Here is a 17,151-nt window from a genome sequence, read left to right on the forward strand (position 1 = left end):
CAGGTGTCCGATCAGCTATCTTTCAACGCTACATCATGTTTTACATCGTCCATGACCACGCCGTCCGTATCGAGCGGGTTTTGCATGGCGCCCGCGATTTGGAAGCCATCCTTGGGGACAACTAGCGACGTGCCGCCTCTCGCGTTGGGCCGCATTTGCCATATGAGCCTCCTCGTGCGGAGACCTGGCCTATTCTAAGCCGATTTCGACCGGATCAGGGATGGTTTGCGCCAAAATCTCCTTGATGTTCTTCCGCCGCGGCAACGGCATATCGGGTACTGCAGCAAGGGACGCAGCAATCGCAGCTTTCAAACTGTCGGCAACAACTTTTCTTCGACTTGCGCCTGCCGATCGCCGGCCAGTGCACCTTCGGGCGATATCAGCTTCGATTTCGCTTTCCGACTTACGCTGGATCTTGGTCTTGCCCGGATGCTGCGCGCTACCTTCTTCGCGCCTGTCTCCGCACTCTCAGTTGTCGTGTACATGTTTGACATTGGGGCGTGCGCTTGACCTCCCTCGGGAGGGAGACTTGACACGGTCTCATCTCCCGCTGCGATGGCGGGAACCCGAAGGGTCGCGGCGAACTCCGTTTCCGGAACGTCGACGGGATGTTCCGCGGCATATTTCGCAGCACTCCTGAATGGTTCGCTCACGTGATAGCGAAGCTTTGTTTGGAAGATCGGACGCTGACCCTCGACCAACAGGATGAAGCGATCTTCCGGCATCTGCCGAACCTCCTGCGGCATCAGCAAGTCGCGCTCACGTATCTGCTCGACCTTGGTGCGACGGGGAAGGCTCATCAGTTCCAGTGTCCGGGATTCCGATTGGTAGCGAATGGTACGCTTGCCAAGCGCCCGTGAGGAATATTCGGCGGTAGCCTGATCATTAGCGCCGAGAATGAGCTGCAGGCCGCAATTGCCGAGAAGCGAGTGCCGCGCAGTTTCTCCGTAGATCTCATCGAGGTTTTTAAGGTCCTGAATGATGAAGGCCATCTTGACGTTGTAGCCGGCCACATAGGGCAGCTTGTTCATGATCTCGTCCATCTTCTTCAGCTGGCGGAATTCGTCGAGCAGGAAATAGACGGGAAGGGCGCTCGAGTTATGCTCGCGGGTGAGCAGCTCCATGGTCTGCTGCACGAAGAGCGTCAGCAAGGGTCTCAGGATCGTCATGTCAGTGATATTCGGCGCCAGGTAGATCGTGACCGGCCGCCGCTGAAGGGACGCCAGGTCGATGTCGGTCACGTTGGTAGCGGCGATAACGCGCTCGTTGCGAAACGGTGCCAGAGCCTTTTGAATATCCAGAAGGGCAGAACGTGCCGCTCTCTCATTCAGAGCGATATAGGCATTGAAGCTCTCGGTCGTGAACCTGGAGAGATCGGGCTCCTTCTCCTTGATCCGCTTCATCAGGACCTGCAGATCGACGCCTGAGTTGAAGAAGCTGTTGACTTCGCCGAGGTTGCAGCGGTTCTTGTAGTGCGGGCTTTCCAACACGTAACTGATGACGCCCGCAATCACCTGCTGAGCAATCCCTTGCCAGATGGCGTTTTCCGAGCCCATTGTTTCGGGAATGAGGATACTTGCCATGTTCTGCAGGTCGAGCGTGCGGCTACCACGATCGGTCCGCACAAAATCCAGCGGGTTCCAGCGGTGCGTCTTGGCCGATCCCGGCGAGAACAGGTAGACGCCGTTACCGCTGTGCGCCCGGTAGCCGGCGGTGTGCTCGAATATTTCGCCTTTCAAATCCGTGACGATCATCGAGCCCTTGTGCATCAGAGCATTTGGAATGACATAACCGACACCCTTGCCGGAGCGTGTTGGGCCGATTACCAGATGATGGCGGTCATCCTTGCGGCGAAGAATTTTGCCTCCGACGCGGCCGAAGACATGTCCATCCTTCCGAAACCAGCCCCCACGTCGCAGCGACGCCATGTCCTGAAATGCGGCATCTCCCAGCGGGTTTGCGGGACGACGCAGTCCGAATGCGGCCGCAGCAGCTGCGACGAAAATCGCTGGACCCAAAGATCCGATTGCCACCAGTCGCAACGGCCGGCTGTTCGAGTAGGCGACGAATTGCTGGATTGGCGCCAAGGGATTGGTGGTCGTCATCAAATGCAGAATTCGACCATCCTTCCAGACAAGCAGCAGGATCAGGCTGTAACTCATCATCCAGACGGCTGCGGCGATCAGCACGCAGAACAGCAGATAGATCGAAAGATAAGATCGGCTCATGGCACGCGCCGGGCATAGTAGATCTCCGATACGCCGCGCCGGCCACCGTCACGGCGCAGCTGGATCACCACCGGTATCACCATGCGGATGTAGGACATCAGATCCGGCTTCGAATAGCCCGACGACAGCCCCGCCTGCATCATCATCATGGCGAGCTGCTCATAGGCCCCCATGGGCGTATCGGCGTGCACGGTCGACATGCTGCCGGGATGACCTGTGTTGATGGTGCGCAGGAACGCGAAGGCCTCGGCCCCGCGGATCTCCCCGACGAATAGCCGATCCGGCCGCATGCGCAACGATGCCTCGAGAAGCGATTGGATTGTCACATGGGCCGTCCCCTGATCGCCACGCGATGCGACCAGATGGACGCTGTTGCGATGAGGCGGGAAGAGTTCGCGTGTGTCTTCGAGCGTCAGGATGCGTTCGTGCACGTCGATGCTCTTGAGGCAGGCGTTGAGAAAGGTCGTCTTGCCGGTGGACGTGCCGCCGCTGATCAGGATCGACACGCGTTCACGGACGGCCGTCTCGACAAAGTCGTGGATGCGGTCCGCCTTCAGGAGCGCGACAAGCCTCTGCTCGGTCCCGCTCAATCCGCCGACGGTGACGGAAACCTTATCGAGCGCGCCGCTATCGCGATACTGCGCCAGCGTGAAATCGCTGATCACCTGCTTACGGATCGAGATGGCGCCCCCATCAGGAGCAGCCGGTGGAAGAATGATCTGGATACGCTCGCCGCCCGGCAGTGCGGCACTGAGCAGTGGATTGATGCGGCTGATGAACTGGTTGCTCGTGGCGGCCACCCGCTCGCCGATATGTTCGATCTCGGTCCCCGTCAGGGCCGGGATTTCATGAAACTCCATATGCGGTGAACCGAGACGCTCGATGAACACCTCGCCCGGCCGATTGATGGAAATCTCGACGACTTTTGGATCGGCGAGAAACTCTGCCAGCGGGGAGAGCGCCCGCTTCAGGAAATAATGCGGATCATTGCCTGACGCCGCGACCCGTGCCAAGGCCTCGCTCATGCTTGATCTCCTTCAAGGCTGCCTCGACCGGATCCGGATACATGGCGGAGAAGTCGAGATCCTGGCGGACATAGACGAAGATGCGCTCACCCTGGTGGACGCTGATCGTCGGCGGAATTTTGAGGTTTTCTCCGAGCGCCTGGTTGGCCATGTCGGAGAAGGTCTGGGCGATGGTCTTGCGAGCCAGGTCGGCGGCGCGTTGGGAATCGGACTCTCCATTGTTACTGCTGCCGGAACTGTATTGGCCGGTGCCATAGCCGGTAAGATAGGATGAGCCAGCACCGACAATGGAGAGCAGGACGGCCGAGCCGAAACGCTCGCGCCATTTGTTGTCGACGACACCGGTGAGGCCGGACCGGCCGAGGCTGTCGGTGCCGATGCTGTTCAGCCGAACGGAAACGCCGTCGTCGCGCAGGAGCCGTGTCCAAATGACGAAGATGCGCTTCTGCCCACGGGTCATATCGGACTGGTATTCGCCAATCAGCCGCGTTCCCGTCGGAACGAGGATCCGACGGCCATCGAAGGAATAGACGTCCTGGGAAGTGATGGCGCGGATCTGACCAGGGAGGTCGCTGTTGATGGCAGTTTCAAGAATCCCGGGGATCAGCGTGCCCTCGGGGATCATGGCATCCAGCCGCCCGATCTGACGCGCCTTGGCCGAGCGATCGCCAATTGCCGAGGCCGTTGCCAGGAACTTGCTGTTGCTATCCTCACCCGCCACGGTCGGTGCACCCTCCGCAGCGGCACCGGTCAGCGAGCCGTCTCCGCTGTCGGCCTTGGCGGAGTCTGTAACAATCTGCTTGGAAAGAAATCGCTTCGGGAATTCCTCGGGCGGCTGTTGCTTCTGTTCGGCGGTTTCGACGGCGACGGGCGGAGGCGGAACATTAAATTCCGTGGTATCCGAATGGTCTTCTTTCTCTTCCTCCGGCGGCTGCGGAAGCTGGATGATATTCTCGGCCGGTTTCTGCTCGGGCTTGCGGTCCTCACGGAGAAAGGACGGCGGCCGGAAGGTGGTCGTGGAAAATTCTTCGTCACCCTGAGGGACATCCCCTGGACGCTTTTGCGGTGCGAAGACGATCACATAAGCGAGTGCTGCCCCCCCGAGCAACAGCGCAGCACCGCCGATGAGCTGCTTGCGCCGGGCACCCTGATCGCGCACTTCAGTCTCGTCCGCAGCCAACATCGCCTCGAGTTCGGGCGATCGTTTCATCCGTTGCCGCTCCTTCTTCGCATTGTCGCCTTGTCATCCGGCACTGGCCCCATGATCGCTGGATCCGGGGCGCCGAAATCGGGCTTTCTGAGATTGAAGATGCAGGTCCACTGGTTCCCGTCGCGCAGCGTATATTGTGCAGCGGTTCCGTCGACGACGATGTAGTCGCCCTCGCGCCGGAAATTGCGCAGGGTCTCGGTGAAGTCCGCGTTGACAGCAAAGATCGCCGGTACTCTGTCGCCGAATTTGAAGAACGTCTTTTTACCATCATCGAAGACCATCAGTGGCTTCAGCCGGCCATCGCCGGAAAAGGAATAGTCGATGTTGACGTTGGCCTTCTCGATGCCTGAGATGTTCGGGTAGCCGGCGCGGACTTCCGCCTCTTTTCGAAGCGAGGCGTTCAGGGCCTTGTCGGGATAGATGAAGCGAATGCCGAAGACCTGTTTGTTGTCCTCCGGCGCATAGTCGTTAAGCTCGAGATAGTAGATGCGCTTCGTCGTCACGACATTCATGTTGGTCGCGATGTTCTTCGCCTTCGGCTTGACGAAGAGGATGTTGCCCTTGTCAGTCGGTACCACGTCCCAGCTGTCCGTATCGCCGACGGCGATCGTTTCGAACTTCTCGTCTTCGTCGAAGATGATCATCGTCGAGACGCCGTAGGTCGCGAAGACACGTACGACGTTGTTCGCTTGATAGACGACGCTGGTGACGCGAGGGTCGAGACGGCCCGCCAATGGCGTCTCGGCGCCTGTGGCGCTGTCGGCGCCGTTAATAGCCATGACGGCAATGGCAAAGAGAAGCGGTTTGATCACTGGCCGCTCCCCGTCACCGTTTCCTGGTCGCGGCGATAGTCATAGGCCTGGAAGCCCAGAGGGTTCTCGAAGCGCCACTCGTTGGTCGCCGGCGTGTCGGTGTAGCGATAGCGAACCACCGCGATCCAGTGGTTGGTAACGGAATCGGTGTCGGAGAGCTCCGTCGTCGAAAAACGAACGATGCCGGTGGAGTTGTTCGGGAGGGTGACCGAAGCGATCTCGGTGGTGATGCGCTTGCTCTTGCCGTAGACCTTGGCCGGGTTCTTCGCATTGGTGGCGCTGTAGAGGTCCTGCAGCTCGCGCGCCGCATTGCCCGTCGACAGCAGTGCCGCTATGCCGAAATTCTGTTCGATGGCATAGGGATCGTACCCCTCGCGAGCCCGAATGTATCGGACGATACTGGCCTGGGTGATCGCCTGCTGTTCCGTGAGGTTCGTCGGTCGCGTTAGACCGGTCTTCACCTCGATATAGCCCGTGCTCCTGTCGACTTCGACGATGTAGGGCTCGAAGCTTTTCAGCGGCACGAGCATGACGAGGGCGAGCAAGCTCAACAGCGTGATGCCGCCGAAAATCGTTGCAACGAACCACGCAAGCGTGCGCGAGCGCTTCGCCTTTTTGACGATCTCCTGCTCCCAGATATCGCCGCTCTGATAATAGGTGCGTAGATTGAGGTCTTTGGAATCGGCCATAGCAAATGTCTTTTCGGAAACGGTTCCGTTCAGGTTGGCGTGCTGTTCTGGGTGATGCGTGATTGCATGGCGGAACGCGTGCCGGAGGCATCGTCGTTACCGCCATTTCGGGCGCGCTCGCCCAGACCCCGCCCGGCCTGGTAGGCGGCTCTCCCAACGCTGAGAGCGGCCTTACCGGCCGCAAGCGGTACCCTTACGCCGGCAAAACGGGCAATGTTGGTCGCCGCGTTGCCGATGCCTGCAGCGATTCCGCCAGCGATGCCCTGGCCCAACGACTGGATGTAGAGCATGACGAAGCCGCCCGCGATGCACAGCAGCAGGAAGCCGGCGATATCGGCGAGCGTGAGTGTTCTCGAACCACTGGCTGCGTCGATCTTCAATAGTTCAGGATTCATGGCGGCAATCAGGAATGCGGCAATGACGTAGATGAACAGCGGGATCAGGGCGTAGGTGAGCAGCTGATTGAACCAGCCAACGCCGTAACCGCGCGTTCTCTCGAACAGCATGCAGCTGATGAAGATAGGAGAGGTTCCAATCAGCACCCAAAGCATCACCTTGGCGAGGATCAGAATGGCAAGCGCGATCGCAATGAAGACACCGGCGCCGACCATGATAGTGACGCCGATCATGCTTGGCAGGATGGTGAGGTAGCCAGACTGCTCGGCAAGAGCCGAGGCCGCCTCGTTGGCGGTGCGCCAGATCATCGACATGCCATTGGTCGGCTCGGAAATTCCGGTGCCGGATGCTGCCAGGATCGCACGGCCGACGTCCTCGGGCGTGTCGTTGATCCAGCGGTAGAACAGGTTGTTGAAGTTGCCCCAGGAGCTGACCAACGTAAGGATGATCATCATACGCACGATGCGTCCGACGATTTCGCCGACGCCGAGCCGGGCTGTTCCCATGACAAGCTGGAGCCCGTACCAGGCGACATAAACGACGAACAAGGTCTGCAGCAGCGGCATGATCTCGTTGCCGACGATCGTATAGGCTTTCTCCGAGAAGCTCGTCCCCGAGTTCTCGATGCGGTCGAGCAGATCACCGAGAAAATCCTGCATTGGCGCGTTCCTAATGCTGATCCTGATCCATCACGCCGATCACCGCAAAGGCCGCGGCCGGATCGTTCACGCGTCGCATCGGCCCGCACTCATGCCTCGGATCGCCCGCAAAGGACGTGAGATTGACCGGACGCCTGCAAGGCGCCGTCTTTTCCTTGACGGTGCCGCAGCCGGCAACGATTGCCGCGACCAGAAGAGCGGTGCCGATTTCACGCTTTGCCATGTCAGTTCCCATAGGCCAGCGCCTTCTTGGTGTTTGAAATATCGGTGAGACGCCGCTGGTTCTCCGCTTGCAGGGACGTGACGGCGCCATTCATGACGCCGATCATTTCGTTGAGCGTCAGGCCTGATTGAACCTGCAGCTGTGTGTTCTGATCGATCGAACCTTTGATGTCTTGCGCTGTGCCGATCTGGCCCCCTGCCTGCTCGAAAGCGCTGCGTCGGCTCTTGATCGCCTGCTGCGACCCGTTGACGAGTGCCGATACCCCCAGGACCGTGTTCACCAGCTGCTCGTAGGATTTGTCGCCGGAAAAAGTGCTGTCTTCTTTGCCGGACAGCGATTTGACCAGTTGCAAACCGTTGATGAACACCGTTGCGCCCTTGGCAATGTCGCCGCCCATGTTGCCGAGGTTCGGAACGCCTTCTTTCAGGATGCTGTCGAAGGACGGGATCGCCGAGACGCTGAAGCCGCTGCCGATGGCAAGGTCTTTCAAGGGGGCCGCCGTGCTGCCGCGATCGCCGGTGACCGCTTTCAACGTATCCTCGACGGTCGTCAGGATATTCTTGTTCGTGTCCAGGATCTGCCTGGTCGTCTCCGCGGTCTTTTGGGCGACCTTATAGTTGGTCCTGTCGATCACCGGCACGTCAGCCAACACGACGCTCGGCAGAACGTGCAGCGCAAGGCTGCTCAGCACGATGGCTCTCATATCGATTCTCCTATCATTGCGGCTGCAGCATCAGCTCAACCTGGTCCTCGTTTTCCCGTTTCTCGATGCAGGCCTTGTGCGCATCGCTCCAGACGAGGTTCTGGCGCGGGTCGCAGAGACCGGTGACGTCCCGTGGCTTTTCATCGCCCTCGTCATGGGCGGTGCTTCGCGACGAGCTGGAAAGATTGACCGAGGACACGGCATTGCTGGTGTGACAAGATCGGCCATCGCCGTGCCGAGCTTGATGAAGTTGTTCATCATCTCGAGATTGGCGTTGCGCACCGTGGAATTATGGTCCCAGCTCTCCTGGATGGTGCCGGTCTGAAGTTGACCGAGCTGCTGATACCAGCTCGAAACATTGGCAAGGCTGTCGCCAGTCGCCGCAGTGGTTCCCATCGCGTTCAATGTCGCGGAACGCATTCCGGCATAGGCCATCTCGCCACCCCCGAAATTGAGGAGTATTCCTGATTTGTCCGAGCCGCCGAATGCCGGCAGCCAATCCTGCGTGATACTGCGGACGTAGCCCTGCGTCTCCTTGAACGGCGGAATTCCGCCATACCTGTTCACATTGCCGGGGCCGGCATTGTAGGCGGCGAGCGCCAGCGAGACATTGTTGTCGTAGCGGAGCAACTGCTGCCTATAGTACCGCGCGCCACCGCGCAGGTTTTCCTCGATATTGTTCTCGTTGACGCCGAGCTGGGCCGCCGTCCCCGGCATAAGCTGCGCCAGGCCCGTGGCGCCGGCACTGGATTTGGCGCAGGGATTGAAACGGCTTTCCTGGTAGACCAGCGCGAGGAACTGGTTCTCATCGACGCGTTCCTCGCGGGCGACGCGCCGTACGAGGCCGGATATTTCAGGATTGGCGCTCGCCGCACCAACCGGATCATTGCTGCGGCCCGGCCGGTAGACCGAGCATGTCACCGAGGTGTGGATCGTATGGCGATCGTGGTCGGTATCCTCGATGTCATCAGTCGTCTCGTCGCGCTCCTGGTGCTCACCGAGATTGATGCCATCGATCACGGGGACGTTGGCCATCGCAACGCCTGCATCAAAGCCGATCAGCAACAGGGTCAGGACGGAGACCGGCAGGGGGCCTCGGCTCATGTGCCATCCTCCCAGCCACAAAAGGTAGGGAGCCATGCTCCGGCATCATCGCCATGGGTCTCGCGCAGGCTCGCGCATTCCTCGATCGTTTCCTTCCGTCCCGACAGAACCTTGATCAGATCAGGCATCGAGCTGAGATCGAGCCTGGCAATCACGCTGTCATGGCCGTGCTTGATCAGGAACGCCCGCTTCTCCGGCGGCGTGTTACGGATGAAGTTGAACTCCTTCACCGTCAGACCGAACCCGCCGATATAGCTTTCCTCATCCGCCCGGGGATTGGGGAAATGGATATTGGTCGCCGATTGTTCGATCAGGGTATGCGCCGCCGGCGAGCGGACGATGTCGGCGGCCGATTGCGTTCCGAACCCGACGATGCCGTTCAGCTTTCGGATCGTCTTCGCCTTGTCGATGATGAAGTCGCTGAAGGTTTGATCCCTCAATAACCGCCAGCCTTCATCCATGAAGATCATCACCGGCGCGCCATCGAATAACTCATCGAGACGGTGGTAGATGTACATCAGCGCTGGCGTGCGCACCTCGTCATTGTCGAGGATGCTTGTCATGTCGAAGCCGACGGCGTTTCGATCGGAGAAGGACAGAACATCATGGCGAGCATTGAACAGCCAAGCCTTCTCGCCATCTATCCATGGCCTCAGACGCGAATGCAGATCGTTGGGATCAGCTCGCGATCGGCCGGTCAGCAGACCGGAGAGGTTGGAAAGATTGCGCTCTGCGGCCGGCTCCTGCATCAGCCGCACGATGGCGCGCTCGAGCACGTCCTCTTCTTGTTGATCGAAATCGCCACCATCGCCACGCCGCAGCATCGTTTTGAGGAGGCGCAGGAGGAATTCGCGGTTCTCGCCGATGTTCTCAAGCTGCAAGGGATTAAAACCGGTCTGCGTTCCCGGGGTGAGCACCTCATAGGTGCCGTTGATCGCCCGGATGAAAATTTCAGCACCCCGGTCTTTGTCGAAAAATACCGCCTTAGGCGTCGGTCGCACACGGAACGCCTGCGCCAGAAGGAACGTCAGCGCCACGGTCTTGCCTGAACCGGTCGGGCCGGTCACCAGGAAATGGCCGATATCGCGCTGATGAAAATTGAACCAGTAGGGCGTCTGGCTGGTCGTCTCCAGGATGGTGATGGGACTTCCCCAGTGCAGGCGCTCGCTCTGGCCGGACGCGAAATTATGCATCGACGAGAGGCCGGAGAAATTGGCGCTCGACAACATCGCTTTTCGGGCGATGTAGGCATGGTTGCCTGGAAGCTGGGCCCAGAAGGCCGCCTCTGCGTTCAGATCTTCGCGCAGCCAGTTGATGTTCATGTCGGTCAAGCAGGCGCCGAGTTCGGACACCACCTTGTTGATGCCGTCGAGGTCGCGCGAAAGGCAAAGCAGGGAGAGATGATGGAAACCGAACACCGCTTCCTGGTTCAGCAGACTGTTCAGCGCGAAATCGATATCGTTTTCGACATCGCTGCCGGCCTCATCGGACGCGCCGATCTGCCGCTTCAGGCGGGTGATGCGCTCTTGGGCCACCGGTTTGTCGGCGATCGTAAAGGACTGGGTGAGGATGAACTCGTGGTTCACCTGAAGGAGCCCATCGAGCATGCCGGGACCGGTGAAGGGGGGATATTCCTTGATGGAGAGCATCGCGCCATAGCGGTTGTCGTCAGGCGTCGCGCCCTGAGCCTGTAATGTTCGCCTCGAAAAGTGCAGTCGTGAGGCTCCGACGTAGTTGGCAATACCCATCCTGGGCAGGCGCATCTTCCGCGGGATGCCACAGGTCAAAATGGTGTTCAGGAACTCCAGCGGCTCCGAATAGGGTTCGCCGGCGCGATGGACGACGCCGAGTGCGCGGGCGCCGTACTTGCGAAGATCGCGCACAATGTTTTCCGTCAGCTCCTCGAGCTCGCCGACCGCTTCGCGCAGTTGCTGGTCACGCAAATCGCTGCCCGCTGTACGATCCAGGAGGCGCCGCAGCTTGTCGCCGATCGCAAGCGGGCCACGCATGCCCGAGCGAACAATGGTGAGATAGAGTTCGTTCGCAAACAGTCGCTTTTGGGCAAGTGCTGCCATGTAGCGGCGGTTAAGAGCAGCACAGAATGGGTCCTCGTACGCGCCCTCCTGAGCGGCATCAATCTGGCGGCGGATCACCGTCGACCAGATTGAAAAGCGGCTCGATCCGAGCGCCCTGATCATCGTGTTCTGGACTGCCGAGCGCATGTTGAGCTCGGCCTGGTCCTCTGTCTGGAAGAAGAGGCCGTCGAGTTTGATGACACTCATCAGCGCGCCATCGGCGAGATTGACGACCGTATCCGCCACATGCCTGAGATAGGGGATGTGTTTCGACATCGGCCGTTCCCGGCCGCCGATGACGCCGAAACCGAGCTCTTCGCGCACGACCTTCAGCATGGTTCAAGGCCCATAGGAATTGCCGCCCCAGAAGACCTTGTTCGGCGTTCGCGGCGTCAATCGTGTTGAGACTTGAAGGACGTCCAGAATACGAGCGTCCCAGGTGCAAAGGGTGAAAAGAGCCAGATAGGCGATCGGGGCGGTCAGCAACGCCCACAGCCTGTTGGTGGCAAGCCAGGCGATGATCGTGAGACCCATGACGATGATGGCCGCCATGTACGGCACCCCCCACAAGGTCGGCGAGCGCGTCAGACCGATGATCAACGGGGTGAGGATCGGCTTTGTGAGGTCGGGCTCGGCCATGACTTAGTGCCCGACAACGGATATCAGTGCATCGACAATGCCCGGCCCCCCAAAGACGAGACCAATGCCGAGTGCAACGCCGCCCACGAGGAACCAGCTGAGGCGACCGGCAAAGGCGAGGAAGCCCATCGAAATTACCGCGATGATCGCGCACAACCGTCCAAAGGGTCCGGTGATGAAGTCGACGATCGCCTGCATCACGGCCTGAAGTGGTGCGAAGGCCTGGCTCGTTTGCTGCGCCATCGCCAAATCGGCGCTGAAAAACTGGGCTGTCGCAACGAGCGAGCAGATTGTCACGATGTGGAGCGCCCGGGATTGCCGGAAAGTATCGGGAATCTTCATGTCCTTCTCCTCATGCCACTAGAATTGCATCACGCCGCCAACGAACTTTGCCGTGGCGGTTGCGCCGATGACGCTGTTGCTTCGAGTTGATGATCGGTCGCCGTCGCCCGACTGCAGCGTCGCGCTCTTTACGCGGAGCGGCTGGAGCCCAAGCTGATAGTTGAGGACGGCTGCGACATAGGCGACGGTCTCGGGGTAGGGCGGCACACCGTGATGGTCGTAGATCGGCTGCTCACCGGCATTGTAGGCGGCTGCCGCAAGCAGCGGGTTGCCGAACTGGTCAATGAGCGAGCGGAGATAGCGGACACCACCGTCGATGTTCGAGACGGGATCGCAAACGTCGCGTACCCCGTAACGCTGCGCGGTTGCCGGCATCAACTGCATGACGCCGCGCGCGCCTTTCGGGCTGTTGCGGATCCGATCGAACCGGCTTTCGGTCCAGGCGATCGCCGTTGCAAGGCTTCGGTCGACGCCGTGCTTGTCCGCCGAGGCGATGACCAAATCACGGATAGCTGCCGGGCCAAGTGGCGACGGCCCGCAACGGCTAGTCGACAAGTGACTATGACTCAGTTCGTTATGTTCATCGCCGACGGTTTCGTCTTGTCGCGTGTCATATTCGCGTTCTAGAGCGATAGAGACGTTCGGTTCAGCTATACGTATATAGTAATACGAAAGATCGCGACTTGCGTTGCTGAGAATGCCGTCTTTCCCCATCGAAAACTCTTGTCTCGCGTCCGCATGAAGATGTGAGAGAACTTGATCGAGCGCAGTGCCAATGTTCCGTTTTTCGTTTGGAAAACGGCTAAAAGCAAATGATTTCAGATCGTTTGCGCTGATACCAGTCATGGTGCCGGCAGTCAGTGCCATGATCGTTGCGGAAAAAAGTATGCCCTTCATTGCACGCCTTTCATCCAGAACTACGCTCGACAAAAACGGTTGTCGTTTCCTAAGAAACCCGCTAGCCTAACCCAAAACAATAACTCAATACGTTATCTGCTACATCGAAAATGCGGATTGTGGAAGCCCGAAAAGAAACTTTTGAGCGAGAGCTTCAATGATTACGAATTTAGTGAAGTTCCGAAGGTGGGCTTGCAGCCTGGCTTTGGTCGTGCCGGCGATGCCGTCATCGCCCGCTTCAGCTGCGGGGGTGGTCGACGAGGTCTATGTGAAATCGCTTGCAGCGCCTGGGAAGACGGTCCTGGTCATCGAGTACTACGACGGCAATCGGAAGGTCGTCGGCCGACAGGGTTTTGCGTCGGCCAGCGGTTTTAAAGCCGCGTCGCCGACCGACATCCGCGTTGACGATAAGGTTAGGCTGCATCTCTATGGCGTCGAACCGTGCGCCGGCGAAATGGTAAATCGCGAAGAGAATTTCGCCGGCCGCTGTGAGGACTTCGCGCGGACCCAGCTCGAGATCCTGCTGAAGAACCCCAAGGTGCTGTTCTGCCGTGCCTTTGTCTCGGAAGAGCATGCGCCGAGCCAGGATGTCACCTGTTTTGGCTATTACAATATTCCAGGCACGCTCGACACTGTCGCAAACCTTGAGGAACAGCTCGTTTCGCTCGGCGCACTGAGGCTCGCGAAAAAGCCGGGCGGATCGCTAATGCGGCCCGATCTTGGCGATGCGGAGAAGATCGGACGTGGCGGCTTCGGGATGTGGGCCGATCCGAGGGTGCAAGGGCAATGAAGGGGCCGGCTCATATTCCTGGCTAGTATCGTTTGGCTCGCCGTCACGCGGGCTGCCCATGCCGAGACGCCAACCGTTCTCGCTAAGAACGATCAGAGAACGCACGCCTCATACCGGGACGAGCCGATCATTGACGTCCGCACCTGCGAGCCGCTGCCGGAAGGACCCGTCTCGTAGTTGGTCGGCCGGATCGCTCCGGCGAGGTCGTCGAGCCGGCCTTCCTTGAGGCCCGCGACGTTGAAGCGGGAATCGCCGACCATGTAGATCCCGAACTCGTCTCGCAGGCGGTCGACCTGCGCTTCGGTCAGGGCGAGGCGCGAGAACATGCCGCGGTGGTCGGCGATGAAGTCGAAGCGCGAGGAACATCGTCTTGTCTCCTTGCGCGCGTTGCTTTCGGGACACGCCTGTAGCCGGCCAAACAGAAGGTCGCTTTCCCAGACGGTGTCGGTCAGGAGATGCATGCATTGGCGAAGCGCCGAATTCCTGATCGTGCGGTTCGCTTCGCTCTGGTGGGCCGTGCCGATTGACGATGATGTGGCGCGCTGTGGTATTCCCGAGCGCAATCACGGCAATTTCAATTGCCCTTCACCTCTCAGTGCCCGAGCGCCGACTCCAGGCAACCGATCAGCTTTTCGATATCGACAGGCTTTCCAAGAAAAGCGAATGCACCCGCGTTCATCGCCGCGCTGCGCGTCCGTTCATCCTTGTAGGAGGTGACAAAGATCATCGGGGGGCGCTGCGAATGCTTGTTCAATTCAGCCTGCAGCTCGATCCCACTGAGACCGGGCATCTTCACATCGACGAGCATGCAATCGATTATCGATCGCGGTTCGAAGGCGAGAAACTCTTCCGCCGAGGCGAACACCTGGCACTCGTAACCGCAGGACTTGACGAGATCATCCATGGCTTCACGGATAGCCTGGTCGTCGTCTACGACGGCTATGGTAGGGACTGGGGGCAATGAAACGACCTTTTTTGACTGCTTTCGAAGTCTTGTTATGCGCTCATGCCCGCTTCAAAGATACCATACTAAGATACAGGTGGTCGTACGCCATCGCCCAGCATTTCGGCCTTCCTCACAAGCTCGGCCACCGAGCGAACGTCCATTTTCCGCATCACATTGCCGCGGTGCAGTTTCACTGTGACCTCGCTGATGCCGAGCTCATAGGCGATCTGCTTGTTCATCAGCCCCCTGACCACCGCTTCCATGACTTCGCGCTCACGCGGTGTCAGGCTTCCCGCAAGCGAGGCAACGGCTTCGCTCTGCGCATTCTGGCGTCGGCGCACGGCATCGCGCGCGATCGCCGTTGCCACCGCGTCGAGAATATCCTGATCCTTGAAGGGCTTGGTCAAAAAGTCGACGGCGCCGGCTTTCATTGCCCGCACGCTCATCGGAATGTCCCCGAATCCGGTCATGAAGACAACGGGCATCTTGCTGCCGATGCGCTCCAGTTGCGTCTGGAATTCCAGACCGCTGACACCAGGCAAGCGCACATCGAGGAGAATGCAGCCGGGGCGATCGACGTTTGCGGCCTCCATGAAGGCCGTCGCGCTGTCGAATGCCTGCGCGTCGAATTTCATCGAGCGGAACAGGTCCGTGAGCGCTTCTCGCATCGAGAGGTCGTCATCGACGATGAAGACCACAGGTCCGGGCGCTTCCTTTTGTGACTTGCGTGTCTCAGCCATGTTCCACCTCCGGCTTTATCAGAAGGCGCATTTCGAAGATCGCGCCACCTTCGGGATGATTGGTTCCATCGAGCTTTCCACCACGGGCCTCCAGTGTGCTGCGGCAGATTGACAGGCCCATGCCCATGCCGGTCACCTTCGTCGTGAAAAACGGGGCAAACAGCTTGGCCTTCGCATCTTCGGTGATCCCGGGTCCGGAGTCACGCACGGCAATACTCACATGGTCGATATCCGGCCGCTCCATCGCTATCTCAATGATCCGCTGTGCACTGCCGGCCTCGTCCATCGCCTGGATAGCGTTGGTCATGAGATTGATCAGCACCTGCTGCAACTCGATCTTCACGGCCGAGACAGGCGGAATGTCAGGCATCCGGTCGACAAGCACGGTCGTGCCACTGCGCTGTAGCTCGTGCTCCATCAACGCCATCGTCTCGTCGATCAGCCTATCCAGGCTGACGTTCTCGAGCTTGTTGCTCGAAGGAGAAAGCAGGCTGCGTGTATTCTGGATGATCTCGCTCGCCCGCTGGCTGTCGCGGATCATTCTTTCGGCCGAGCGGCGCACGGCGATGAGATCCGGTGGGTCGCGGTCAAGCCACCTCAGCAGCGTTTGCGAATTGACGACGATCGCGCCGAGCGGCTGGTTGAGCTCGTGCGCAAGCGATGCCGACATCGCGCCGACCGTCGCGGCCTTTGATGCCTTTGTCAGCTCCGCCTGCGCTTCGGCTATGGCCTTCAGGGCCATTTCGCGCTGGGTGATGTCGACCATGCTGACAACAACGCGGTTGAAGGCGGCCGGATCCTCGGGAAAGCTGATGCTGAGCAGCACGAGCTTGTCTTCGCCGTTGTCCGCCCGTGCCTCGACCTTGTCTTCGAACACCCTTGCGTCGTCCATGATCGCCTGAAGCACGTCAAGGAATTTCTCTTGCCCGGGGAGGGCGGACCGGCGCAGCGTGCCGACCGCCGCCGACTGAGGTCCCAGCAGTTCGCGTGCCGCTTCGTTCGCCGCGACCACTTCGATGAGACCGACGCAATGATGGACGACGGCCGGATTAATGCGCGCATGCGCCTTGATATCGGTGATGCCCTGCGCCCTGATATCCATCAGATAGCTGCGCAGCTTCGAATAGTCTCGCTCCCAAAGGGCCACGCGCGTGCGGTCGAAAATCGACCGGTATCTGGCCTCGCTGTCCTTCAGCGCGGAGTTGATCGAAAGGAGCGCGAGGCGGGCGCTCTCCGTTTTCAGGAGCAGCATGGTCGTAACGAACAGCGCAGCAAGCGCCACAATCAGGCGGATGGTTGATTGAAGGTCTGCATCGTTCCTATGCGTGGTGGCGTAGGAAAGAAGCGTGAGGGCAGCGCAAACGGCAGCGATGACAAGCAGGCCGGTGCGCGTGGTCGCTTGGGCGGCAAGCAACATGGTGACGACATAGAGAACCGCGACGGCGCCCTCGATGTCCGTATAGGTATCAACGTAAAAGACCGCGGCTGCAAGCGCGACGGCAATGAGGCCGAAAGCCAGATTGTGGCCTGATCCTCCGACATCGCGAAAGCGAAATATCGTTGACGCTGTAGACATTGTTCCCCCAGCCGATGTTGCCGAAACCATACCTTCTTCCTGGCCCAGTCTAACCTATACATAGGTGTGAGTCGGACTGGCTTTTGCCGGGCAGCCA

Annotated in this window: 17 protein-coding genes and 2 pseudogenes; 2 read left to right on the forward strand and 17 right to left on the reverse strand. The window is 59.5% G+C overall.

Annotated features, from left to right (window positions below):
• Positions 1 to 35: 35 nt before the first annotated feature.
• Positions 36 to 125, forward strand: a complete 90-nt coding sequence (locus LPU83_RS67755; RefSeq protein ID WP_231052139.1) for a hypothetical protein — start codon at positions 36 to 38, stop codon at positions 123 to 125.
• 183 nt (positions 126 to 308) lie between these two features.
• Here the strand turns inward: LPU83_RS67755 and LPU83_RS67760 are convergent, their stop codons facing one another.
• The 13 genes and pseudogenes from LPU83_RS67760 to LPU83_RS74885 form a co-directional block, all read right to left on the reverse strand.
• Positions 309 to 2,228, reverse strand: coding sequence for a type IV secretory system conjugative DNA transfer family protein (locus LPU83_RS67760; RefSeq protein ID WP_112334146.1), 1,920 nt, complete (start codon positions 2,226 to 2,228; stop codon positions 309 to 311).
• Positions 2,225 to 3,253 (reverse strand): P-type DNA transfer ATPase VirB11, encoded by a 1,029-nt coding sequence (virB11, locus tag LPU83_RS67765; RefSeq protein ID WP_024317092.1) that lies wholly within the window; start codon positions 3,251 to 3,253, stop codon positions 2,225 to 2,227. The genes LPU83_RS67760 and virB11 overlap by 4 nt, the downstream gene beginning before the upstream one ends.
• The gene (gene virB10, locus LPU83_RS67770; protein WP_024317093.1) at positions 3,213 to 4,463 is read right to left on the reverse strand and encodes a type IV secretion system protein VirB10; all 1,251 of its coding nucleotides are present in this window, start codon (positions 4,461 to 4,463) and stop codon (positions 3,213 to 3,215) included. Before virB10 ends, virB11 begins: the two co-directional genes overlap by 41 nt.
• The gene (locus LPU83_RS67775; protein WP_024317094.1) at positions 4,460 to 5,275 is read right to left on the reverse strand and encodes a TrbG/VirB9 family P-type conjugative transfer protein; all 816 of its coding nucleotides are present in this window, start codon (positions 5,273 to 5,275) and stop codon (positions 4,460 to 4,462) included. Before LPU83_RS67775 ends, virB10 begins: the two co-directional genes overlap by 4 nt.
• A complete protein-coding gene (locus tag LPU83_RS67780) occupies positions 5,272 to 5,964 on the reverse strand; it encodes a VirB8 family type IV secretion system protein (protein WP_024317095.1) in 693 nt (230 codons plus the stop codon). Before LPU83_RS67780 ends, LPU83_RS67775 begins: the two co-directional genes overlap by 4 nt.
• 29 nt (positions 5,965 to 5,993) lie before the next feature.
• Complete coding sequence (locus LPU83_RS67785; protein WP_024317096.1) at positions 5,994 to 7,019, reverse strand: TrbL/VirB6 family protein; 1,026 nt, start codon at positions 7,017 to 7,019, stop codon at positions 5,994 to 5,996.
• Positions 7,020 to 7,029: 10 nt separating this feature from the next.
• Entirely contained in the window at positions 7,030 to 7,242 is a 213-nt protein-coding gene (locus LPU83_RS67790) for a hypothetical protein (protein WP_024317097.1), read from the reverse strand.
• A gap of 1 nt (position 7,243) precedes the next feature.
• Positions 7,244 to 7,945 (reverse strand): type IV secretion system protein, encoded by a 702-nt coding sequence (locus tag LPU83_RS67795; protein ID WP_024317098.1) that lies wholly within the window; start codon positions 7,943 to 7,945, stop codon positions 7,244 to 7,246.
• Between the two features lie 13 nt (positions 7,946 to 7,958).
• A pseudogene (locus LPU83_RS67800) lies at positions 7,959 to 9,049 on the reverse strand (lytic transglycosylase domain-containing protein).
• Positions 9,046 to 11,460, reverse strand: coding sequence for a VirB4 family type IV secretion/conjugal transfer ATPase (locus tag LPU83_RS67805; RefSeq protein ID WP_024317099.1), 2,415 nt, complete (start codon positions 11,458 to 11,460; stop codon positions 9,046 to 9,048). Before LPU83_RS67805 ends, LPU83_RS67800 begins: the two are co-directional and overlap by 4 nt.
• A gap of 3 nt (positions 11,461 to 11,463) precedes the next feature.
• Positions 11,464 to 11,763 (reverse strand): VirB3 family type IV secretion system protein, encoded by a 300-nt coding sequence (locus tag LPU83_RS67810; protein WP_024317100.1) that lies wholly within the window; start codon positions 11,761 to 11,763, stop codon positions 11,464 to 11,466.
• Positions 11,764 to 11,766: 3 nt separating this feature from the next.
• Positions 11,767 to 12,105 (reverse strand): TrbC/VirB2 family type IV secretion system protein, encoded by a 339-nt coding sequence (locus LPU83_RS67815; protein WP_024317101.1) that lies wholly within the window; start codon positions 12,103 to 12,105, stop codon positions 11,767 to 11,769.
• A gap of 18 nt (positions 12,106 to 12,123) precedes the next feature.
• Positions 12,124 to 12,660, reverse strand: a complete 537-nt coding sequence (locus LPU83_RS74885; protein ID WP_374046182.1) for a lytic transglycosylase domain-containing protein — start codon at positions 12,658 to 12,660, stop codon at positions 12,124 to 12,126.
• A 562-nt stretch (positions 12,661 to 13,222) separates the two neighbouring features.
• On the opposite strand from LPU83_RS74885, the gene LPU83_RS67825 reads away from it, so the two are divergent.
• A complete protein-coding gene (locus tag LPU83_RS67825) occupies positions 13,223 to 13,792 on the forward strand; it encodes a hypothetical protein (RefSeq protein WP_029710268.1) in 570 nt (189 codons plus the stop codon).
• 188 nt (positions 13,793 to 13,980) lie between these two features.
• Here LPU83_RS67825 and LPU83_RS67830 read toward each other — a convergent pair.
• The 4 genes and pseudogenes from LPU83_RS67830 to LPU83_RS67845 form a co-directional block, all read right to left on the reverse strand.
• Positions 13,981 to 14,154 (reverse strand): annotated as a pseudogene (locus LPU83_RS67830) (aromatic amino acid aminotransferase); the annotation flags it as partial.
• Positions 14,155 to 14,384: 230 nt separating this feature from the next.
• Complete coding sequence (locus LPU83_RS67835; RefSeq protein WP_024317105.1) at positions 14,385 to 14,753, reverse strand: response regulator transcription factor; 369 nt, start codon at positions 14,751 to 14,753, stop codon at positions 14,385 to 14,387.
• Positions 14,754 to 14,821: 68 nt separating this feature from the next.
• Positions 14,822 to 15,478: a response regulator transcription factor gene (locus tag LPU83_RS67840; RefSeq protein ID WP_024317106.1), complete on the reverse strand. Its 657-nt coding sequence runs from the start codon at positions 15,476 to 15,478 to the stop codon at positions 14,822 to 14,824.
• Positions 15,471 to 17,054: a sensor histidine kinase gene (locus LPU83_RS67845; protein ID WP_029710269.1), complete on the reverse strand. Its 1,584-nt coding sequence runs from the start codon at positions 17,052 to 17,054 to the stop codon at positions 15,471 to 15,473. Before LPU83_RS67845 ends, LPU83_RS67840 begins: the two co-directional genes overlap by 8 nt.
• Between the last annotated feature and the right edge of the window lie 97 nt (positions 17,055 to 17,151).

Origin of the sequence: Rhizobium favelukesii (genome assembly GCF_000577275.2) — a bacterium.
GTDB lineage: Bacteria > Pseudomonadota > Alphaproteobacteria > Rhizobiales > Rhizobiaceae > Rhizobium > Rhizobium favelukesii.